20 protein-coding genes are annotated in these 19333 nt (G+C 71.3%); 19 read left to right on the forward strand and 1 reads right to left on the reverse strand.

Features of this window, described 5'->3' with window-relative positions; genetic code table 11:
* Positions 1 to 5 precede the first annotated feature (5 nt).
* The 7 genes from AB0M39_RS17635 to nusB all read left to right on the forward strand — a co-directional run bounded on the left by AB0M39_RS17635 (position 6) and on the right by nusB (position 5342).
* A complete protein-coding gene (locus AB0M39_RS17635) occupies positions 6 to 488 on the forward strand; it encodes a shikimate kinase (protein ID WP_365365280.1) in 483 nt (160 codons plus the stop codon).
* Positions 485 to 1579, forward strand: a complete 1095-nt coding sequence (aroB, locus tag AB0M39_RS17640; protein WP_365365177.1) for a 3-dehydroquinate synthase — start codon at positions 485 to 487, stop codon at positions 1577 to 1579. Before AB0M39_RS17635 ends, aroB begins: the two co-directional genes overlap by 4 nt.
* Positions 1576 to 2016 (forward strand): type II 3-dehydroquinate dehydratase, encoded by a 441-nt coding sequence (gene aroQ, locus AB0M39_RS17645; protein ID WP_365365282.1) that lies wholly within the window; start codon positions 1576 to 1578, stop codon positions 2014 to 2016. The genes aroB and aroQ overlap by 4 nt, the downstream gene beginning before the upstream one ends.
* A gap of 146 nt (positions 2017 to 2162) precedes the next feature.
* Entirely contained in the window at positions 2163 to 3101 is a 939-nt protein-coding gene (locus AB0M39_RS17650) for an AAA family ATPase (protein ID WP_365365179.1), read from the forward strand.
* Between the two features lie 78 nt (positions 3102 to 3179).
* Entirely contained in the window at positions 3180 to 4286 is a 1107-nt protein-coding gene (locus tag AB0M39_RS17655; protein ID WP_365365181.1) for an aminopeptidase P family protein, read from the forward strand.
* Positions 4287 to 4344: 58 nt separating this feature from the next.
* Positions 4345 to 4911, forward strand: coding sequence for an elongation factor P (gene efp / locus AB0M39_RS17660; RefSeq protein WP_365365183.1), 567 nt, complete (start codon positions 4345 to 4347; stop codon positions 4909 to 4911).
* Positions 4912 to 4913: 2 nt separating this feature from the next.
* Entirely contained in the window at positions 4914 to 5342 is a 429-nt protein-coding gene (gene nusB, locus AB0M39_RS17665; protein WP_365365185.1) for a transcription antitermination factor NusB, read from the forward strand.
* Positions 5343 to 5579: 237 nt separating this feature from the next.
* Here the strand turns inward: nusB and bldD are convergent, their stop codons facing one another.
* A complete protein-coding gene (gene bldD / locus AB0M39_RS17670; RefSeq protein WP_030355502.1) occupies positions 5580 to 6080 on the reverse strand; it encodes a transcriptional regulator BldD in 501 nt (166 codons plus the stop codon).
* A 221-nt stretch (positions 6081 to 6301) separates the two neighbouring features.
* On the opposite strand from bldD, the gene pyrR reads away from it, so the two are divergent.
* From pyrR to coaBC, 12 genes are all read left to right on the forward strand, one after another.
* A complete protein-coding gene (pyrR, locus tag AB0M39_RS17675) occupies positions 6302 to 6880 on the forward strand; it encodes a bifunctional pyr operon transcriptional regulator/uracil phosphoribosyltransferase PyrR (protein ID WP_365365187.1) in 579 nt (192 codons plus the stop codon).
* Positions 6881 to 6972: 92 nt separating this feature from the next.
* A complete protein-coding gene (locus AB0M39_RS17680; RefSeq protein WP_365365189.1) occupies positions 6973 to 7959 on the forward strand; it encodes an aspartate carbamoyltransferase catalytic subunit in 987 nt (328 codons plus the stop codon).
* A 2-nt stretch (positions 7960 to 7961) separates the two neighbouring features.
* On the forward strand, positions 7962 to 9257 hold the full coding sequence (locus AB0M39_RS17685; RefSeq protein ID WP_365365191.1) for a dihydroorotase: 1296 nt from the start codon (positions 7962 to 7964) through the stop codon (positions 9255 to 9257).
* Positions 9254 to 9880 (forward strand): hypothetical protein, encoded by a 627-nt coding sequence (locus AB0M39_RS17690; protein ID WP_365365193.1) that lies wholly within the window; start codon positions 9254 to 9256, stop codon positions 9878 to 9880. Before AB0M39_RS17685 ends, AB0M39_RS17690 begins: the two co-directional genes overlap by 4 nt.
* Positions 9877 to 11028, forward strand: a complete 1152-nt coding sequence (gene carA, locus AB0M39_RS17695; protein WP_365365195.1) for a glutamine-hydrolyzing carbamoyl-phosphate synthase small subunit — start codon at positions 9877 to 9879, stop codon at positions 11026 to 11028. Before AB0M39_RS17690 ends, carA begins: the two co-directional genes overlap by 4 nt.
* Complete coding sequence (gene carB, locus AB0M39_RS17700) at positions 11021 to 14332, forward strand: carbamoyl-phosphate synthase large subunit (protein ID WP_365365197.1); 3312 nt, start codon at positions 11021 to 11023, stop codon at positions 14330 to 14332. The genes carA and carB overlap by 8 nt, the downstream gene beginning before the upstream one ends.
* A gap of 63 nt (positions 14333 to 14395) precedes the next feature.
* Positions 14396 to 15505, forward strand: coding sequence for a quinone-dependent dihydroorotate dehydrogenase (locus AB0M39_RS17705; protein ID WP_365365199.1), 1110 nt, complete (start codon positions 14396 to 14398; stop codon positions 15503 to 15505).
* Complete coding sequence (gene pyrF / locus AB0M39_RS17710) at positions 15502 to 16341, forward strand: orotidine-5'-phosphate decarboxylase (protein WP_365365201.1); 840 nt, start codon at positions 15502 to 15504, stop codon at positions 16339 to 16341. Before AB0M39_RS17705 ends, pyrF begins: the two co-directional genes overlap by 4 nt.
* 310 nt (positions 16342 to 16651) lie before the next feature.
* On the forward strand, positions 16652 to 16975 hold the full coding sequence (locus AB0M39_RS17715; RefSeq protein ID WP_005319887.1) for an integration host factor: 324 nt from the start codon (positions 16652 to 16654) through the stop codon (positions 16973 to 16975).
* A gap of 38 nt (positions 16976 to 17013) precedes the next feature.
* Positions 17014 to 17577: a guanylate kinase gene (gene gmk / locus AB0M39_RS17720; protein ID WP_365365203.1), complete on the forward strand. Its 564-nt coding sequence runs from the start codon at positions 17014 to 17016 to the stop codon at positions 17575 to 17577.
* Between the two features lie 42 nt (positions 17578 to 17619).
* A complete protein-coding gene (gene rpoZ, locus AB0M39_RS17725) occupies positions 17620 to 17892 on the forward strand; it encodes a DNA-directed RNA polymerase subunit omega (protein WP_005319902.1) in 273 nt (90 codons plus the stop codon).
* Positions 17893 to 18017: 125 nt separating this feature from the next.
* Positions 18018 to 19220, forward strand: a complete 1203-nt coding sequence (gene coaBC, locus AB0M39_RS17730) for a bifunctional phosphopantothenoylcysteine decarboxylase/phosphopantothenate--cysteine ligase CoaBC (RefSeq protein WP_365365284.1) — start codon at positions 18018 to 18020, stop codon at positions 19218 to 19220.
* Positions 19221 to 19333 lie beyond the last annotated feature (113 nt).

Consider the following 19333-nt stretch of genomic DNA (forward strand, 5'->3'; position numbering starts at 1 on the left):
GGCCCATGGGGTCCGGCAAGTCCACGGTCGGCGAGCTGCTCGCCGACCGGCTCGGCGTGGGCTACCGGGACACCGACGCAGACATCGTCGCGGCCGAGGGCCGGGAGATCTCGGACATCTTCGTCGACGCGGGCGAGCCGTACTTCCGCGAGCTGGAGCGAGCGGCCGTGCGCGCCGCCGTCGCCGAGCACACGGGCGTCCTCGCCCTCGGCGGCGGAGCGATCCTCGACGACTCCACGCGCGCCCTGCTGAGCGGGCTGCCCGTCGTCTACCTCTCGATGGAGGTGGAGGAGGCGGTCAAGCGGGTCGGCCTCAACCAGGCGCGCCCGCTGCTCGCCGTCAACCCCCGCCGCCAGTGGCGCGAGCTCATGGACGCCCGCCGCCATCTCTACACCGAGGTGGCTCGCACCGTCGTGGCCACCGACGACCGGACCCCCGAAGAGGTCGCCGAGGCGGTCCTCGACGCTTTGGAGCTGAAGGACGTATGAGCGAGCAGGCTGTGACCCGTGTCCACATCGGCGGCACGGAGGGCTCCGATCCGTACGACGTGCTGATCGGCCGGCAGCTGCTGGGCGAGCTGCCCGCGCTGATCGGGACCCAGGCGCAGCGGGTGGCCGTGCTGCACCCCGAGGCGCTCGCCGGCACCGGCGACGCGATCCGCGAGGACCTGGCGGCGCAGGGCTACGACGCCATCGCGATCCAGCTGCCGAACGCCGAGGAGGCCAAGACCGTCGAGGTCGCGGCGTACTGCTGGAAGGCTCTGGGCCAGACCGGCTTCACCCGCTCCGATGTGATCGTGGGCGTCGGCGGCGGCGCCACCACCGACGTCGCGGGCTTCGTCGCGGCGACCTGGCTGCGCGGGGTCCGCTGGATCGCCGTGCCCACCACGGTCCTCGGGATGGTCGACGCGGCCGTCGGCGGCAAGACGGGCATCAACACCGCCGAGGGCAAGAACCTGGTCGGCGCGTTCCACCCCCCGGCCGGGGTGCTGTGCGATCTGGCGGCCCTGGACTCGCTGCCCGTCAACGACTACGTCTCGGGCCTGGCGGAGATCGTCAAGGCCGGCTTCATCGCCGACCCCGCGATCCTCGACCTGATCGAGGCGGACCCGCAGGGAGCGCGTACGCCCACCGGCCCGCACGCCTCGGAGCTGATCGAGCGCGCCGTCCGGGTCAAGGCCGAGGTCGTCTCCAGCGACCTCAAGGAGTCGGGACTGCGCGAGATCCTCAACTACGGCCACACCCTCGCCCACGCCATCGAGAAGAACGAGCGCTACAAGTGGCGGCACGGCGCGGCCGTCTCCGTCGGCATGGTCTTCGCCGCCGAGCTGGGACGGCTGGCGGGGCGGCTGGACGACGCGACCGCCGACCGGCACCGCGCCGTCCTGGAGTCCGTCGGCCTGCCGCTCACCTACCGCGGCGACCAGTGGCCCAAGCTGCTGGAGACCATGAAGGTCGACAAGAAGTCCCGCGGCAGCCTGCTGCGCTTCATCGTCCTGGACGGCCTGGCCAAGCCGACCGTGCTGGAGGGCCCCGACCCGGCGGTGCTGCTCGCGGCCTACGGAGAGGTGTCCGCCTGATGCGCAAGGTGCTGGTCCTCAACGGCCCCAACCTCGGCCGGCTCGGCTCCCGCGAGCCCGACGTGTACGGCGCGACCTCCTACGCCGGTCTGGTGGACACCTGCCAGACCCTCGGCAAGGAGCTCGGCTTCGACGTAGACGTCCGCGAGACCAACGACGAGGGCGAGCTGGTCCGTTGGCTCCACGAGGCCGCAGACGGCTCGATTCCGGTCGTTCTCAACCCGGGCGCGTTCACGCACTACTCGTACGCGATGCGGGACGCGGCGGCCCAGCGGACCGCCCCGCTGATCGAGGTGCACATCTCGAACCCGTACGCCCGCGAGGCCTTCCGGCACACCTCCGTGGTCGCGGCGGTGGCCAGCGGCACGGTCGCCGGGTTCGGCGTCGGCTCCTACCGGCTGGCCCTGCGCGCGCTCGCCGAGGAGACCAGCGGCTGACGGGCACTTCGGGCGTTTCCCGGCCGTTCGCAAGGCAGCGGCCGGGAAGGTGCTCCTCCCCGCGCCCGCCGGGGGAGGTACGGTTCGGTCAGGCGGCCGAACTGCCGCCTGACCAGCGTCAGTCGCACGAGACGGAGTGGCACCGGATGCAGCACGCAGTGGGGGCTCCGCTGCCGCCTCCCCACGGACCGGGGCAGGGACCGGCCGCATGGACACACAGCGCCCAGCACCCAGGGCCGTCGATGGGCCATCCGCCCGGCGTCCCCGCAGGACCTCCGCCCGGCGCTCCCATGGCGCCTCCGGCCTCTGCGCCGCCGCACGGCGCGCCCGCCGGACCGCCGCCCGCCTCCCCGCCGCCGCACGGGCAGCCTCCCGCGTCGCCGCCGCCCGCCGCACCCGGCTGGAACGCGTCCGTGCCGCCGCAGGCCCCGATGCCGCCCTCCCGCGAGTCCACGGGCCATATCCAGCTGCCGCCCGGCGGCCCGGTGCCCATACCCGCCCCGCCGCAGGCCGACAGCGGCACAGGAGCCACGACGCTGGCCGTCCTGCTGATCGGCCCGGCCGGCGCCGGCAAGACGACCGTGGCCCGGCACTGGGCGAACCAGCGCCGCGTCCCGACCGCGCACATCAGCCTCGACGACGTCCGCGAGTGGGTCTGCTCCGGCTTCGCCGACCCCCAGTCCGGCTGGAACGACAACTCCGAGGCCCAGTACCGCCTGGCCCGCCGCACCTGCGGCTTCGCCGCGCGGAACTTCCTGGCCAACGGCATCTCCTGCATCCTCGACGACGCCGTCTTCCCCGACCGGCCCGTCGTCGGCCTCGGCGGCTGGAAGCGGCACGTCGGCCCCGGCCTGCTGCCCGTCGTCCTGCTGCCCGGCCTGGAGATCGTCCTGGAGCGCAACGCCGAGCGCAGCGGCAACCGCCGTCTCTCGGACGAGGAGGTGGCCGGCATCCACGGCCGGATGGCCGGCTGGTACGGCTCCGGCCTGCCGATCATCGACAACTCCAAGTACGACGTGGAGACCACCGCCCGCGTCCTCGACGACGTGCTGGCCAGGTCCATCGCCAGCCCGCCGAACTGGTAGCCGCGCGCACGGCCGTGCCCACCCCCGGTCGGACGCGCTGAACCGGCCGGATCGCGCCCACGCTCGTACGCTCGTGGCATGTCAGAGGTGTATGGGGTCCGGCGCGGGCAGCTGCGCGACCGGTGCGAGGCCACCGGCAGCGCCGCGGCGCTGGTCTCCCGTCCCGCCAACGTCCGCTACCTCGCGGGCGGGGCGCCGTCCGGGGCCGTGCTGCTGGTCGGGCCGGGCGAGGACATGCTGCTCTGCCCGCGCACGCCCACCGGCGACCCCTCCGAGGGCAGGCTGGACGAGGCGCTGCGCCAGACCGTCCTGCCGACCTCGGCCGGGGACCCGGCGGTCGCCGCCGCCGAGCTGGCGCGCACCGAGGGCGTGCAGACGCTCGCCGTGGAGGAGCACCATCTGACCGTCGCCCGGCATCGGGCGCTGGGCTCGGTCGCTCCCCGGCTGCGGCTGGCCGACCTCGGCCTCGCCGTCGAGCAGCAGCGGATCGTGAAGGACGAGGAGGAGATCGCCCTCCTGCGGATCGCGGCGGAGATCGCCGACCAGGCGCTGGGGGAGCTGCTGGAGTCGATCCTGGTGGGGCGGACCGAGCGGCATCTGGCCCTGGAGCTGGAGCGGCGGCTGGTCGACCACGGCGCGGACGGGCCGGCCTTCGCCACCTCCGTCGCCACCGGGCCGAACTCCGGCCGCGGCGGCCACCGGCCGTCCGATCGCAGGGTCGAGGAGGGCGACTTCCTCTCGGTCTGCCTGGGCGCGAACTACCGCGGATACCGGTCCGAGATCGGGCGCACGTTCGTCATCGGGACGACGCCCGCGGACTGGCAGATCGAGCTGTACGACCTCGTCTTCGCCGCTCAGCGGGGTGCGCGGGAGGCGCTGGCGCCCGGCGCCGCCTACCGGGACGTGGACCGGGCGGCGCGCCAGATTCTGGACGGGGCGGGCCACGGCGAGGGCCTCGCTCCGCTCATGGGGCACGGCGTCGGACTCGAAATCGACGAGGACCCGCAGCTTGCGCCTGCGGCCATGGGTAAACTGGACGCTTGCGTGCCGGTCACCGTCGAACCGGGGGTCCACCTCCCGGGCCGGGGCGGGGTCCGGATCGATGACACGCTCGTCGTGCGCCAGGAGGCGGACGGCGGACCCGAGCTACTCACCATTACGACCAAGGAGCTGCTCGCGCTCTAGCTCTCGCTGTGCGCGCTTCCATGGTCCCACCAGCTTCAGTCCAGGAGATTCCGCAACCGTGGCTTCCACGAACGACCTCAAGAACGGCATGGTGCTCAAGCTCGACGGAGGCCAGCTCTGGTCCGTCGTCGAGTTCCAGCACGTCAAGCCCGGCAAGGGCCCTGCCTTTGTGCGCACCAAGCTCAAGAACGTCCTGTCCGGCAAGGTTGTCGACAAGACGTTCAACGCCGGCGTGAAGGTCGAGACGGCCACCGTCGACCGCCGTGACATGCAGTTCTCGTACATGGACGGCGAGTACTTCGTCTTCATGGACATGCAGACGTACGACCAGCTGATGATCGACCGCAAGCAGGTCGGCGACGCCGCGAACTTCCTCATCGAGGGCTTCAGCGCCAACGTCGCGCAGCACGAGGGCGAGGTGCTCTACGTCGAGCTGCCGGCCGCCGTCGAGCTCACCGTCCAGCACACCGAGCCGGGCGTGCAGGGCGACCGCTCCACCGGCGGCTCCAAGCCCGCCACGCTGGAGACGGGCTACGAGATCCAGGTCCCGCTCTTCATCACCACTGGTGAGAAGATCAAGGTCGACACCCGTTCCGGCGACTACCTCGGCCGGGTGAACAACTAACCGTGGCCGCTCGGAACAAGGCCCGCAAGCGCGCATTCCAGATCCTTTTCGAGGCCGACCAGCGCGGGGTGCCCGTGCGCGACGTCCTCGCGGACTGGGTGCGGCACTCGCGGTCCGACGACCGGCAGCCGCCGGTCAACGCGTTCACCATGGACCTGGTCGAGGGCTACGCCGACAAGGTGAACCGCATCGACGAGCTGATCGCCACGTACGCCGTGGGCTGGGACCTCGACCGCATGCCGGTCGTGGACCGGAACATCGTGCGCCTGGCAGCCTATGAGCTGATCTGGGTCGACGAGACCCCGGACGCGGTGGCGATCGACGAGGCGGTGCAGCTCGCCAAGGAGTTCTCCACCGACGACTCCCCCGCGTTCGTGAACGGCCTGCTGGGCCGCTTCAAGGACCTCAAGCCGAGCCTGCGGCGCGAATAGCCCGCAGTCGGCCCCTCAGGCCCGCAGCAGAAGACGACCGCTCTTCTGCCGCGGGCCTGCTGCATGTCCGCACCGGACGCCCCCAGCGGATGTCCCCACCGGATGTCCGCCGACCGCCTCGACGCGGGTGCGGGGGAGGGGAGTCGGGGCGGGCGGATCCGGGTACGAGAACGTCGAAGGGCGAACCCGGACCAACCCGGATTCGCCCTCCGACGTGACGTTTCTCCTGAAGCGGCGTCAGCCTTCCTCGTGCGCCACCGCGCGTCGTGCGTCCGCGTCCAGCACGCCCCAGCTGATGAGCTGCTCGGTCAGGACCGAGGGCGACTGGTCGTAGATGACGGCGAGCGTGCGCAGGTCGTCCTGGCGGATCGACAGCACCTTGCCGTTGTAGTCGCCGCGCTGGGACTGGATGGTGGCGGCGTAGCGCTGGAGCGGGCCGGCCTTCTCCTGCGGCACATGGGCCAGGCGCTCCAGATCCAGGACGAGCTTCGGCGGCGGCTCGGCGGCCCCGCCCGGCGTGGTGCCGGGAAGCAGCTCCTGCACCGGGACGCCGTAGAAGTCAGCCAGCTCGGCGAGGCGCTGTACGGTCACGGCGCGGTCGCCGCGCTCGTACGAGCCGACCACGACGGCCTTCCAGCGGCCCTGGGACTTCTCTTCCACGCCGTGGAGGGAAAGCCCCTGCTGGGTGCGGATGGCGCGGAGCTTGGCCCCGAGCTGTTTTGCGTATTCGCTGGACATATAGCTCCCCGGACACTGTCTCGACGTGCGGCTCGGCCGCGCGGCTGGTCACTCACTGTGAGGTTACGCAGCGTTACTTGGATGCGTCAAGCCGAATGGTCCACAGCGCGCTCGACCAGGGGAGTGACCACCGGGCGCCAAGGCCCTGGTACCGTGGGTGGCGCAATTCCGACGTCCTTTAAGGTCCGTCCCGTGAGGCGGAGAAGGAGGTCCGTTTTCATATGGACACGCACGACAGCTCCGATTCGGCGCGCCCCGTCCTCGAGGCCCCCGACATCGCGCGGGTACTGACCCGCATCGCCCACGAGATCGTCGAACGCGCCAAGGGCGCCGACGACGTGGTCCTCCTCGGCATTCCGACCCGCGGGGTGTTCCTCGCCCGCCGGCTCGCCGACAAGCTCGAGGAGATCACCGGACGGAAGATCCCGGTCGGCTCCCTCGACATCACGATGTACCGCGACGACCTGCGCATGCGGCCTGCCCGCGCGCTGGCCCGCACCGAGATCCCCGGCGACGGCATCGACGGCCGGCTGGTCGTCCTCGTCGACGACGTGCTCTTCTCCGGACGCACGATCCGCGCCGCGCTCGACTCGCTGAACGACATCGGCCGCCCGCGCGCCGTCCAGCTGGCGGTCCTCGTCGACCGCGGCCACCGCGAGCTCCCGATCCGCGCCGACTACGTAGGCAAGAACCTCCCGACGTCGTTGCGGGAGACGGTCAAGGTCCAGCTCGCCGAGGAGGACGGTCGCGACACCGTGCTGCTCGGAAGCGCTCGGACCTCCCCGGCCGGCGAGCAGTAGCACCCCTTCGCGCGCGGACCCGTGATCCGGGCCCGCGCACAGGCCTGCCCGCCCGCCCTCCAGCGCCCCTCCACGACATACCGGAGCAACAGATGAAGCGCCACCTCATCTCGGCCGCCGACCTCACCCGCGACGACGCCGTCCTCGTCCTCGACACCGCCGAGGAGATGGCCCGGGTCGCCGACCGGCCGATCAAGAAGCTGCCGACCCTGCGCGGCCGCACCGTCGTCAACCTCTTCTTCGAGGACTCCACCCGCACCCGGATCTCCTTCGAGGCCGCCGCCAAGCGCCTCTCCGCCGACGTCATCAACTTCTCGGCCAAAGGCTCGTCCGTCTCCAAGGGCGAGTCGCTCAAGGACACCGCGCTGACCCTGGAGGCGATGGGCGCGGACGCCGTCGTCATCCGCCACCACGCCTCCGGCGCGCCCTACCGCCTGGCCACCTCCGGCTGGATCGACGGCGCGGTCGTCAACGCCGGAGACGGCACCCACGAGCACCCCACCCAGGCGCTGCTCGACGCCTTCACCATGCGCCGCCGGCTGGTCGGCCCGGACGCCGGCCTGGGGCGCGATCTGGCCGGCCGCCGGATCACCGTCGTCGGCGACGTCCTGCACAGCCGCGTCGCCCGCTCCAACGTCCTGCTGCTGAACACCCTGGGCGCTCACGTCACTCTCGTAGCACCGCCCACTCTGGTCCCCATCGGGGTCGAGAACTGGCCGTGCGAGGTGTCGTACGACCTGGACGAGGTGCTTCCGAAGTCCGACGCGGTGATGATGCTGCGTGTGCAGCGCGAACGCATGAACGCCGCCTTCTTCCCGACGGAGCGCGAGTACTCGCGCCGCTACGGCCTGGACGGCGACCGCATGGCGCGGATGCCCGAGCACGCGATCGTGATGCACCCCGGGCCGATGAACCGCGGCATGGAGATCACCGCGCAGGTCGCCGACTCCGACCGCTGCACCGCCGTCGAGCAGGTCGCCAACGGCGTCAGCATCCGCATGGCGGTCCTCTATCTGCTTCTGGGCGGCAACGAGCCCGCCGTCAGCCCCACGCACGCCCGTACCGAGGAGAGCAAGTAACCATGAGCAAGACTCCGAAGATCCTTATTCGTGGCGCGAGGGTGCTGGGCGGCGAGCCGCAGGACGTCCTGATCGACGGCGAGACCGTCGCCGAGGTCGGGCAGGGCCTCTCCGCCGAGGGCGCCACCGTGATCGAGGCCGAGGGCCGGATCCTGCTGCCCGGCCTGGTCGACCTGCACACCCATCTGCGCGAGCCCGGCCGCGAGGACTCCGAGACCGTCCTGACCGGCACCAAGGCCGCCGCCGTCGGCGGCTTCACCGCCGTGCACGCCATGGCCAACACCTTCCCGGTCGCCGACACCGCCGGCGTCGTCGAGCAGGTCTGGCGGCTCGGCAAGGAGTCGGGCTACTGCGATGTGCAGCCCGTCGGCGCCGTCACCGTGGGCCTGGAGGGCAAGCAGCTCGCCGAGCTCGGCGCGATGCACGACTCCGCCGCCGGGGTGAAGGTCTTCTCCGACGACGGCAAGTGCGTCGACGACGCGGTGATCATGCGCCGCGCGCTGGAGTACGTGAAGGCGTTCGACGGCGTCGTCGCCCAGCACGCCCAGGAGCCCCGCCTGACCGCCGGCGCCCAGATGAACGAGGGAATCGTCTCCGCCGAGCTCGGCCTCGGCGGCTGGCCCGCGGTCGCCGAGGAGTCGATCATCGCCCGCGACGTCCTCCTCGCCGCCCACGTCGGCTCGCGCGTGCACATCTGCCACCTCTCCACCGCCGGCTCGGTCGAGATCGTGCGCTGGGCCAAGTCCAAGGGCTGGAACGTCACCGCCGAGGTCACCCCGCACCACCTGCTGCTCACCGACGAGCTGGTGCGCTCGTACAACCCCGTCTACAAGGTCAACCCGCCGCTGCGCACCGAGGCCGACGTCCTCGCCCTGCGCGAGGCCCTCGCCGACGGCACCATCGACTGCGTCGCCACCGACCACGCCCCGCACCCGCACGAGGACAAGGACTGCGAGTGGGCCGCGGCCGCCATGGGCATGGTGGGCCTGGAGACCGCGCTCTCCGTCGTCCAGCACACGATGGTCGACACCGGCCTCATCGACTGGGCGGGCGTCGCCGACCGGATGTCCTTCCGGCCCGCGAAGATCGGCCGCCTGGAGGACCACGGGCGCCCCGTCTCGGCAGGCGAGCCCGCCAACCTCACCCTCGTCGATCCGGCATACCGTGGTGTCGTGGACCCCGCGGGCTTCGCGTCCCGCAGCCGCAACACCCCCTACGAGGGCCGTGAGCTGCCGGGACGCGTCACCCACACCTTCCTGCGGGGCCGCGCGACGGTCGTGGACGGGAAGCTGGCGTGACACCTGCACTGAGCAATCTGGCCTCTCTGGCAGCCGAGCAGAAGTCGGCGGAGGTCACCGACTGGGCCGCCCGCCTGGGCTGGGTGGCCGGACTGCTGCTCTTCATCGCGTTCGTCTACTGGCTGATGCGCCAGGGATGGAAGTGGCGCGGCAGCCTCCAGTCCGACCTCCCCGAGCTCCCCACCCTGCCGAAGACCCCGGGCGCGCCGGTCCTCGAGCTGACCGGCCGCTACCACGGCTCCACCACGGCAGGGCAGTGGCTCGACCGGATCGTCGCCCACGGCCTGGGCGTGCGCAGCCGGGTCGAGCTCACCCTGACGGACGAGGGAGTCGCGGTCGTGCGCCCCGGGGCGCAGGACTTCTTCATCCCCCGGGACCGTCTGCGCGAGGCCCGGCTCGACAAGGGCATCGCGGGCAAGGTCCTCGCCGAGGGCGGACTGCTCGTCCTCACCTGGGCGCACGGCGACCAGCTGATCGACTCCGGCTTCCGCTCCGACCACGCGGCCGAGCACACCGCCTGGGTCGACGCCATCAGCAATATCAGCGACATCAGCAGCACCGGCAACCCCGACAACGCCGACAACACAGACAAGACCATGACGACGGAAGGCACCGCACGATGACGACCTCCACCCGGGGAGCGGCCGCCGCTCCCGCCGTACTCGTCCTGGAGGACGGCCGCACCTTCCGCGGCCGCGCCTACGGGGCCGTGGGGGAGACCTTCGGCGAGGCGGTGTTCAACACCGGCATGACCGGCTACCAGGAGACGCTGACCGACCCCTCCTACTGCCGCCAGGTCGTCGTGATGACCGCGCCGCACGTCGGCAACACCGGCGTCAACGACGAGGACGACGAGTCGAAGAAGATCTGGGTCGCCGGCTACGTCGTCCGCGACCCCGCCCGCATCCCCTCCAACTGGCGCTCCCGCCGCTCGCTCGACGACGAGCTCGTCCAGCAGGGCGTCGTGGGCATCAGCGGCATCGACACCCGCGCCCTCACCCGCCATCTGCGCGAGCGCGGCGCGATGCGCGTCGGCATCTTCTCCGGCCCGGCCCTCGCCGACGAAGCCACGCTCCTGGCCCGCGTCCAGCAGGCCCCCGAGATGAAGGGCGCGAACCTCTCCGACGAGGTCGCCACCAGCGAGGCGTACGTCGTCCCGGCCATCGGCGAGAAGAAGTTCACCGTCGCCGCGATCGACCTCGGCATCAAGGGCATGACCCCGCACCGGATGGCCGAGCGCGGCATCGAGGTGCACGTCCTGCCGGCCTCCGCCACTCTCGAGGAGGTCTACGCCCTCGCCCCCGACGGCGTCTTCCTCTCCAACGGCCCCGGCGACCCGGCCACCGCCGACCTGACCGTCGTCAAGGGCGTCCTGGAGCGCAAGACCCCGCTCTTCGGCATCTGCTTCGGCAACCAGCTGCTCGGCCGCGCGCTCGGCTTCGGCACCTACAAGCTCAAGTACGGCCACCGCGGCATCAACCAGCCCGTGCAGGACCGCACGACCGGCAAGGTCGAGGTCACCGCGCACAACCACGGGTTCGCCGTCGAGGCCCCGCTGGACAAGGTCTCCGACACCCCCTACGGCCGCGCCGAGGTCTCCCACGTCTGCCTCAACGACAACGTGGTCGAGGGCCTCCAGCTGCTCGACCAGCCGGCCTTCAGCGTCCAGTACCACCCGGAGGCGGCCGCGGGTCCGCACGACGCCGCGTACCTCTTCGACCGTTTCACGTCTTTGATGAACACAGCCCAGATGGAGGCCGAGCGTGCCTAAGCGCACCGATATCCAGTCCGTCCTGGTCATCGGCTCCGGCCCGATCGTCATCGGCCAGGCCGCCGAGTTCGACTACTCCGGCACCCAGGCCTGCCGCGTCCTCAAGGCCGAGGGCCTGCGCGTCATCCTGGTGAACTCCAACCCGGCGACGATCATGACCGACCCGGAGATCGCCGACGCCACGTACGTCGAGCCGATCACCCCCGAGTTCGTCGAGAAGATCATCGCCAAGGAGCGCCCCGACGCCCTCCTGCCCACCCTCGGCGGCCAGACCGCGCTCAACACCGCGATCTCCATGCACGAGCAGGGCGTCCTGGAGAAGTACGGCGTCGAGCTCATCGGCGCCAACGTCGAGGCGATCAACAAGGGCGAGGACCGCGACCTCTTCAAGGGCGTCGTCGAGGCCGTCAACGCCAAGATCGGCCACGGCGAGTCCGCCCGCTCGGTCATCTGCCACGCCATGGACGACGTCATCAAGGGCGTCGAGACGCTCGGCGGCTACCCCGTCGTCGTGCGGCCCTCCTTCACCATGGGCGGCGCCGGCTCCGGCTTCGCCCACGACGAGGAGGAGCTGCGCCGCATCGCGGGCCAGGGCCTGACGCTCTCCCCGACCACCGAGGTGCTCCTGGAGGAGTCCATCCTCGGCTGGAAGGAGTACGAGCTGGAGCTGATGCGCGACAAGAACGACAACGTCGTGGTCGTCTGCTCCATCGAGAACTTCGACCCGATGGGCGTCCACACCGGCGACTCGATCACCGTCGCCCCGGCGATGACCCTGACCGACCGCGAGTACCAGCGGCTGCGCGACATCGGCATCGCGATCATCCGCGAGGTCGGCGTGGACACCGGCGGCTGCAACATCCAGTTCGCCGTCGACCCCGAGGACGGCCGGATCATCGTCATCGAGATGAACCCGCGCGTCTCCCGGTCCTCCGCGCTCGCGTCCAAGGCCACCGGCTTCCCGATCGCCAAGATCGCGGCGAAGCTCGCCGTCGGCTACACGCTGGACGAGATCCCGAACGACATCACCGAGAAGACCCCGGCCTCCTTCGAGCCCACGCTCGACTACGTGGTGGTCAAGGCCCCGCGGTTCGCCTTCGAGAAGTTCCCGTCCGCCGACGCCACGCTCACCACCACCATGAAGTCGGTGGGCGAGGCCATGGCGATCGGCCGCAACTTCACCGAGGCGCTGCAGAAGGCCCTGCGCTCGCTGGAGAAGAAGGGCTCGCAGTTCGCCTTCACCGGGGAGCCGGGCGACAAGGACGAGCTGCTGCGCGAGGCCGTGCGGCCCACCGACGGCCGGATCAACACCGTCATGCAGGCCATCCGCGCGGGCGCCAGCGCCGACGAGGTCTTCGAGGCCACGAAGATCGACCCGTGGTTCGTCGACCAGCTCTTCCTGATCAAGGAGCACGCCGACGAGCTCGCCGCCGCCGAGAAGCTCCACCCCGAGCTGCTCGCCGAGGCCAAGCGGCACGGCTTCTCCGACGCCCAGATCGCCGAGATCCGCGGGCTGCGCGAGGACGTCGTCCGCGAGGTCCGGCACGCGCTGGGCATCCGCCCGGTCTACAAGACGGTCGACACCTGCGCCGCCGAGTTCGCCGCCAAGACGCCGTACTTCTACTCCTCCTACGACGAGGAGAGCGAGGTCGCCGCGCGCTCCAAGCCCGCGGTGATCATCCTCGGCTCGGGCCCCAACCGCATCGGCCAGGGCATCGAGTTCGACTACTCCTGCGTCCACGCCTCCTTCGCCCTGAGCGACGCGGGCTACGAGACCGTGATGGTCAACTGCAACCCCGAGACCGTCTCCACCGACTACGACACCTCCGACCGGCTCTACTTCGAGCCGCTCACCCTGGAGGACGTCCTGGAGATCGTCCACGCCGAGTCGCTGGCGGGCCCGATCGCGGGCGTCGTCGTCCAGCTCGGCGGCCAGACCCCCCTCGGCCTCGCCCAGGCCCTGAAGGACAACGGCGTGCCCGTCGTCGGCACCCCGCCGGAGGCGATCCACGCCGCCGAGGACCGCGGCGCGTTCGGCCAGGTGCTCGCCGAGGCGGGCCTGCCGGCCCCCAAGCACGGCACCGCCACCACCTTCGCCGGCGCCAAGGCCATCGCCGACGAGATCGGCTACCCCGTCCTGGTCCGCCCGTCGTACGTGCTCGGCGGACGCGGCATGGAGATCGTGTACGACGAGACCCGCCTCGAGTCGTACATCGCCGAGTCCACCGAGATCAGCCCCACCCGGCCGGTCCTGGTCGACCGCTTCCTCGACGACGCGATCGAGATCGACGTCGACGCGCTCTACGACGGCCACGAGCTCTACCTCGGCGGCGTCATGGAGCACATCGAGGAGGCCGGCATCCACTCCGGCGACTCGGCCTGCGCGCTGCCCCCGATCACCCTCGGCGGCTTCGACGTCAAGCGCCTGCGCGCCTCCACCGAGGCCATCGCCAAGGGCGTCGGCGTCCGCGGCCTGATCAACATCCAGTTCGCGATGGCCGGCGACATCCTCTACGTCCTGGAGGCCAACCCCCGCGCCTCCCGGACCGTCCCCTTCACCTCGAAGGCGACCGCCGTGCCGCTGGCGAAGGCCGCCGCCCGCATCTCGCTGGGCGCGACCGTCGCCGAGCTGCGCGCCGAGGGCCTGCTCCCGGCGGTCGGCGACGGCGGCACGCTCCCGCTGGACGCGCCGATCTCCGTCAAGGAGGCCGTCCTGCCCTGGTCGCGCTTCCGCGACATAAACGGCCGCGGCGTCGACACCGTCCTCGGCCCGGAGATGCGCTCCACCGGCGAGGTCATGGGCATCGACTCGGTGTTCGGCACGGCGTACGCCAAGTCGCAGGCGGGCGCGTACGGACCGCTGCCCACCAAGGGCCGCGCGTTCATCTCCGTCGCCAACCGCGACAAGCGCTCGATGATCTTCCCGGCGCGCGAGCTCGTCGCCCACGGCTTCGAGCTGCTCGCCACCTCCGGCACGGCCGAGGTGCTCAAGCGCAACGGCATCAACGCCACCATCGTGCGCAAGCAGTCCGAGGGCCAGGGCCCGAACGGCGAGAAGACCATCGTCCAGCTGATCCACGACGGCCAGGTCGACCTCATCGTCAACACGCCGTACGGCACCGGCGGCCGCCTCGACGGCTACGACATCCGCACGGCCGCCGTCGCACGGGCCGTCCCCTGCCTGACCACGGTCCAGGCGCTCGCCGCCGCCGTCCAGGGCATCGACGCGCTCAACCGCGGCGACGTGGGCGTGCGCTCACTCCAGGAACACGCGGAACACCTGACCGCGGCCCGCGAGGCCTAGCAGCCCAGGAGGGGGACACCGGATCCGGTGTCCCCCTCTTCATGAGGAAAGCACCCAGCACCCATGTACCGAATCTTCTTCAACCTGGTCTTCAAGCGGATGGACCCGGAGCAGGCCCACTATCTGGCCTTCCGCTGGATCCGGCTCGCGGCCCGCCTCCCCGTGCTGCGCACCCTGCTCGCCGCCGCGCTCGCCCCCCGCCACAAGGAGCTGCGCACCGAGGCGCTCGGGCTGCGGATGCACGGCCCCTTCGGCCTCGCCGCCGGCTTCGACAAGAACGCCGTCGCCATCGACGGCATGACCATGCTCGGCTTCGACCACGTCGAGATCGGCACGGTCACCGCGCAGCCGCAGCCCGGCAACCCCAAGAAGCGCCTCTTCCGGCTCGTCCCGGACCGCGCGCTGATCAACCGCATGGGCTTCAACAACGAGGGCTCGGCGGCCGTCGCGGAGCGGCTCGCCGCGCGCGTGCCCGCCTTCAAGACCGTCGTCGGCGTCAACATCGGCAAGACGAAGGTCGTGCCCGAGTCCCAGGCGGTGGAGGACTACGTCGTCTCCGCCGAGCGCCTGGCCCGGCACGCCGACTACCTCGTCGTGAACGTCTCCTCGCCCAACACGCCCGGCCTGCGCAGTCTCCAGGCCACCGAGTCGCTGCGCCCGCTGCTCAGCGCCGTGCGCGAGGCCGCCGACCGCACGGTCGCCGGCCGCCGCGTCCCCCTCCTGGTCAAGATCGCGCCCGACCTCGCGGACGAGGACGTGGACGCCGTCGCCGACCTGGCCCTGGAGCTCGGCCTGGACGGCATCATCGCCACGAACACCACGATCGCCCGGGACGGCCTCGGCCTGAAGTCCTCGCCGTCGCTGGTGAAGGAGACCGGCGGACTGTCCGGCGCGCCCGTCAAGGAGCGCTCCCTGGAGGTCCTGCGCCGCCTGTACGCGCGTGTGGGCGACCGGATCACCCTGGTGGGCGTCGGGGGCATCGAGAACGCCGAGGACGCCTGGCAGCGCATCCTGGCCGGCGCCACGCTGATCCAGGGCTACAGCGCCTTCGTCTACGAGGGCCCCTTCTACGCCCGCGCGATCCACAAGGGGCTCGCGGCCCGGCTCGCGGCCTCCCCGTACGCCACCCTCGCCGAGGCAGTCGGCGCCGAGACCCGGAAGGCGACCTCGTGACCCTCGCACCCTTCGGAGCGCGCCTGCGCCAGGCCATGGACTCCCGCGGCCCCCTCTGCGTCGGCATCGACCCGCACGCCTCGCTGCTCCACTCCTGGGGCCTGAACGACGACGTGGCGGGCCTGGAGCGGTTCTCCCGCACCACGGTCGAGGCGCTGGCCGACCGGGTCGCCGTACTCAAGCCGCAGTCCGCCTTCTTCGAGCGCTTCGGCTCGCGCGGCATCGCCGTGCTGGAGAAGACGGTCGAGGAGGCCCGAGCCGCGGGCGCGCTGGTCCTGATGGACGCCAAGCGCGGCGACATCGGCTCCACCATGGCCGCGTACGCCGCGACCTACCTCGACGAGGAGTCCCCGCTCTTCTCGGACGCCGTCACCCTCTCGCCGTACCTGGGCTTCGGCTCGCTGCGTCCCGCGCTGGACGCGGCCGCGGCGTCCGGCGCGGGCGTCTTCGTGCTGGCCCTCACCTCCAACCCGGAGGGCGCCGAGGTGCAGCGCGCCACGGCCGCCGACGGGCGCTCGCTGGCCCAGCTGATGCTCGACCACATGGCCGCGGAGAACGCGGGCGCGCAGCCGCTCGGCTCGGTGGGCGCGGTGGTCGGTGCGACGCTCGGCGACGCGGGCGTGGACCTGGACGTCAACGGCCCGCTGCTGGCCCCCGGGATCGGAGCCCAGGGCGCGACGCCCGCGGACCTCCCGGGCGTCTTCGGTGCCGCGGTGGGCAACGTCGTCCCGAGCGTCAGCCGGGGAGTGCTGCGGCACGGCCCCGACGCGGCCGCGCTGCGCGAGGCGGCGGAGCGGTTCGCCGCGGAGGTACGCGAGGCGGTGGCGGGCGCCTGACGGCGTCCCGCTGAGCCCCGGCTCGTGCGCACGACCCCCGATGTGAGCTTGTGAAACGCGTCGGCGGCGCCGAGCGGCGGGTCACTTGACAGAATCTTGGCCCAAAACCTGGTCGTAATGTCTGAAATATCCTGGTCGGTCGATGCTGACCAGGACTTTTCGTCTGTTCTCGCTGACTGGAGCGGTGATGGCCGCTAGTCTCCGTCGAAGAGGCGAACGCGCAGCTCCGTTGCTCGTTTCGCCTGGTGTGGGGCGAATAGGTTCCTCACCGGTCCGTATCCGACAGTTCGACATCCGAGGTGACGTAGGCGTGGCTCTTCCGCCCCTTACCCCTGAACAGCGCGCAGCCGCGCTCGAAAAGGCCGCCGCGGCTCGCCGGGAGCGGGCCGAGGTCAAGAATCGACTCAAGCACTCCGGCGCCTCCCTCCACGAGGTCATCAAGCAGGGCCAGGAGAACGACGTCATCGGCAAGATGAAGGTCTCCGCCCTCCTTGAGTCCCTGCCGGGCGTGGGCAAGGTCCGCGCCAAGCAGATCATGGAGAGGCTCGGCATCTCCGAGAGCCGCCGAGTGCGCGGTCTCGGCTCCAACCAGATCGCCTCTCTTGAGCGCGAGTTCGGCGGCGGCGCCGCCTGACGTTCTCGGGCACTCCCGAGAAGCTGGATAATCGCTGCATGGCAGCAGAGGTACGTCCGCGGCTGACCGTGCTCTCCGGCCCCTCTGGGGTGGGCAAGAGCACGGTCGTCGCTCATATGCGCAAGGTCCACCCCGAGGTATGGCTCTCGGTGTCGGCCACCACACGGAAGCCGCGCCCCGGCGAGCGTCATGGCGTTGAGTATTTCTTCGTCGGCGACGATGAATTCGACAAGCTGATCGCCAACGGCGAACTGCTGGAATGGGCCGAGTTCGCGGGCAACCGGTACGGCACGCCCCGTCGTGCGGTCCTGGACCACCTCGAGGCGGGCGAGCCCGTGCTGCTCGAGATCGATCTCCAGGGCGCCCGGCAGGTCAAGGAGTCCATGCCGGAGTCGCAGCTGGTCTTCCTGGCCCCGCCGAGCTGGGACGAGCTGGTGCGCCGGCTCACCGGGCGCGGCACCGAGTCCCCCGAGGTCATCGAACGCCGACTGGGGGCCGCCAAAGTGGAGCTGGCCGCCGAGTCCGAGTTCGACGTCACCCTGGTCAACACCTCCGTCGAGGACGTAGCGCGTGAGCTGCTAGCCTTGATGGCAGTTGTCTGATCTTTGTCCGAATCATTTGCAAGTTCTTCGGAAGGCTAGAGAGTGTCCTCTTCCATCACCGCGCCCGAGGGCATCATCAACCCGCCGATCGACGAGCTGCTCGAGGCTACTGACTCGAAGTACAGCCTCGTGATCTACGCGGCCAAGCGCGCACGCCAGATCAACGCGTACTACTCCCAGCTCGGCGAGGGCCTGCTCGAGTACGTCGGTCCCCTGGTGGACACGCACGTGCACGAGAAGCCGCTCTCGATCGCCCTGCGGGAGATCAACGCGGGTCTGCTGACGTCGGAGGCCATCGAGGGCCCGGCTCAGTAGGCGCACCACGTTTCTTCAGCACAGGCCCGGCAAGGGGCGTCCCCAGCGCAAGCGAGGGGGAGCATCCGCCGGGCCTGTGGTGTGTCATAGGCAGGTACGAGTCGTCAGGAGCGGGGATTCTCGTGGTGGACAAGCCGAAGGTCGTTCTGGGGGTCAGCGGTGGCATCGCCGCGTACAAGGCGTGCGAGCTGCTGCGGAGGCTGACGGAGTCCGGCCATGACGTGCGCGTGGTGCCGACGGCGTCGGCGCTGGAGTTCGTCGGCGCGGCGACCTGGTCGGCGCTCTCCGGGCACCCCGTCTCCACCGAGGTCTGGACCGACGTCCACGAGGTGCCGCACGTGCGCATCGGCCAGGGCGCGGACCTGGTCGTGGTCGCCCCCGCCACCGCCGACATGCTCGCCAAGGCCGCCCACGGCCTCGCCGACGACCTGCTCACCAACACCCTGCTGACCGCACGATGTCCGGTCGTCTTCGCGCCCGCGATGCACACCGAGATGTGGGAGCACCCCGCCACCCAGGAGAACGTCGCGACGCTGCGCCGCCGGGGCGCGGTCGTCGTCGAGCCCGCGGTCGGCCGGCTCACGGGCGTCGACACCGGCAAGGGACGGCTCCCGGAGCCCGCCGAGATCTTCGAGGTCTGCCGGCGGGTCCTGGCGCGCGGCGCGCAGGCGCCGGACCTGGCCGGGCGCCATGTGGTCGTCAGCGCCGGCGGCACGCGCGAGCCCCTCGACCCGGTCCGCTACCTGGGGAACCGTTCCTCCGGCAAGCAGGGATACGCCCTGGCCCGCACGGCCGCCGCCCGCGGGGCGCGCGTCACGCTCGTCGAGGCCAACACCGGCTTCCCGGACCCGGCGGGCGTCGACGTGGTCCACGTCGGCACGGCGACGCAGCTGCGCGAGGCCGTGCTGAAGGCGGCTGCGGACGCCGACGCGGTGGTGATGGCCGCGGCCGTCGCCGACTTCCGGCCGGCCGCGTACGCCACCGGCAAGATCAAGAAGAAGGACGGCCAGGAGCCCGCGCCGATCGCGCTGGTCCGCAACCCCGACATCCTGGCGGAGATCTCCGCCGACCGGGCGCGCGCCGGCCAGGTGATCGTGGGCTTCGCCGCGGAGACCGACGACGTGCTGTCCAACGGCCGCGACAAGCTGCGCCGCAAGGGCTGCGACCTGCTCGTCGTCAACGAGGTGGGGGAGCGCAAGACCTTCGGCTCCGAGGAGAACGAGGCCGTGGTCCTGGCGGCGGACGGCGGCGAGACGCCGGTGGCGCACGGGCCCAAGGAGTCGCTCGCCGACACGGTCTGGGACATGGTGGCCGCGCGCCTCGCGTGAGCGGTCGTGCACGTCTCGTGAAATGTTGGTTTCGCCCAAGCGGACTGTAGAAAACGTCTCAAATCCGGCGAACCGCCCCCGGCCCGCGCGGAAACGTCGTATCCTTTGCCGTC

This window comes from Streptomyces sp. NPDC051907, from assembly GCF_040681075.1.
In the GTDB taxonomy this organism is placed as follows: Bacteria; Actinomycetota; Actinomycetes; order Streptomycetales; family Streptomycetaceae; genus Streptomyces.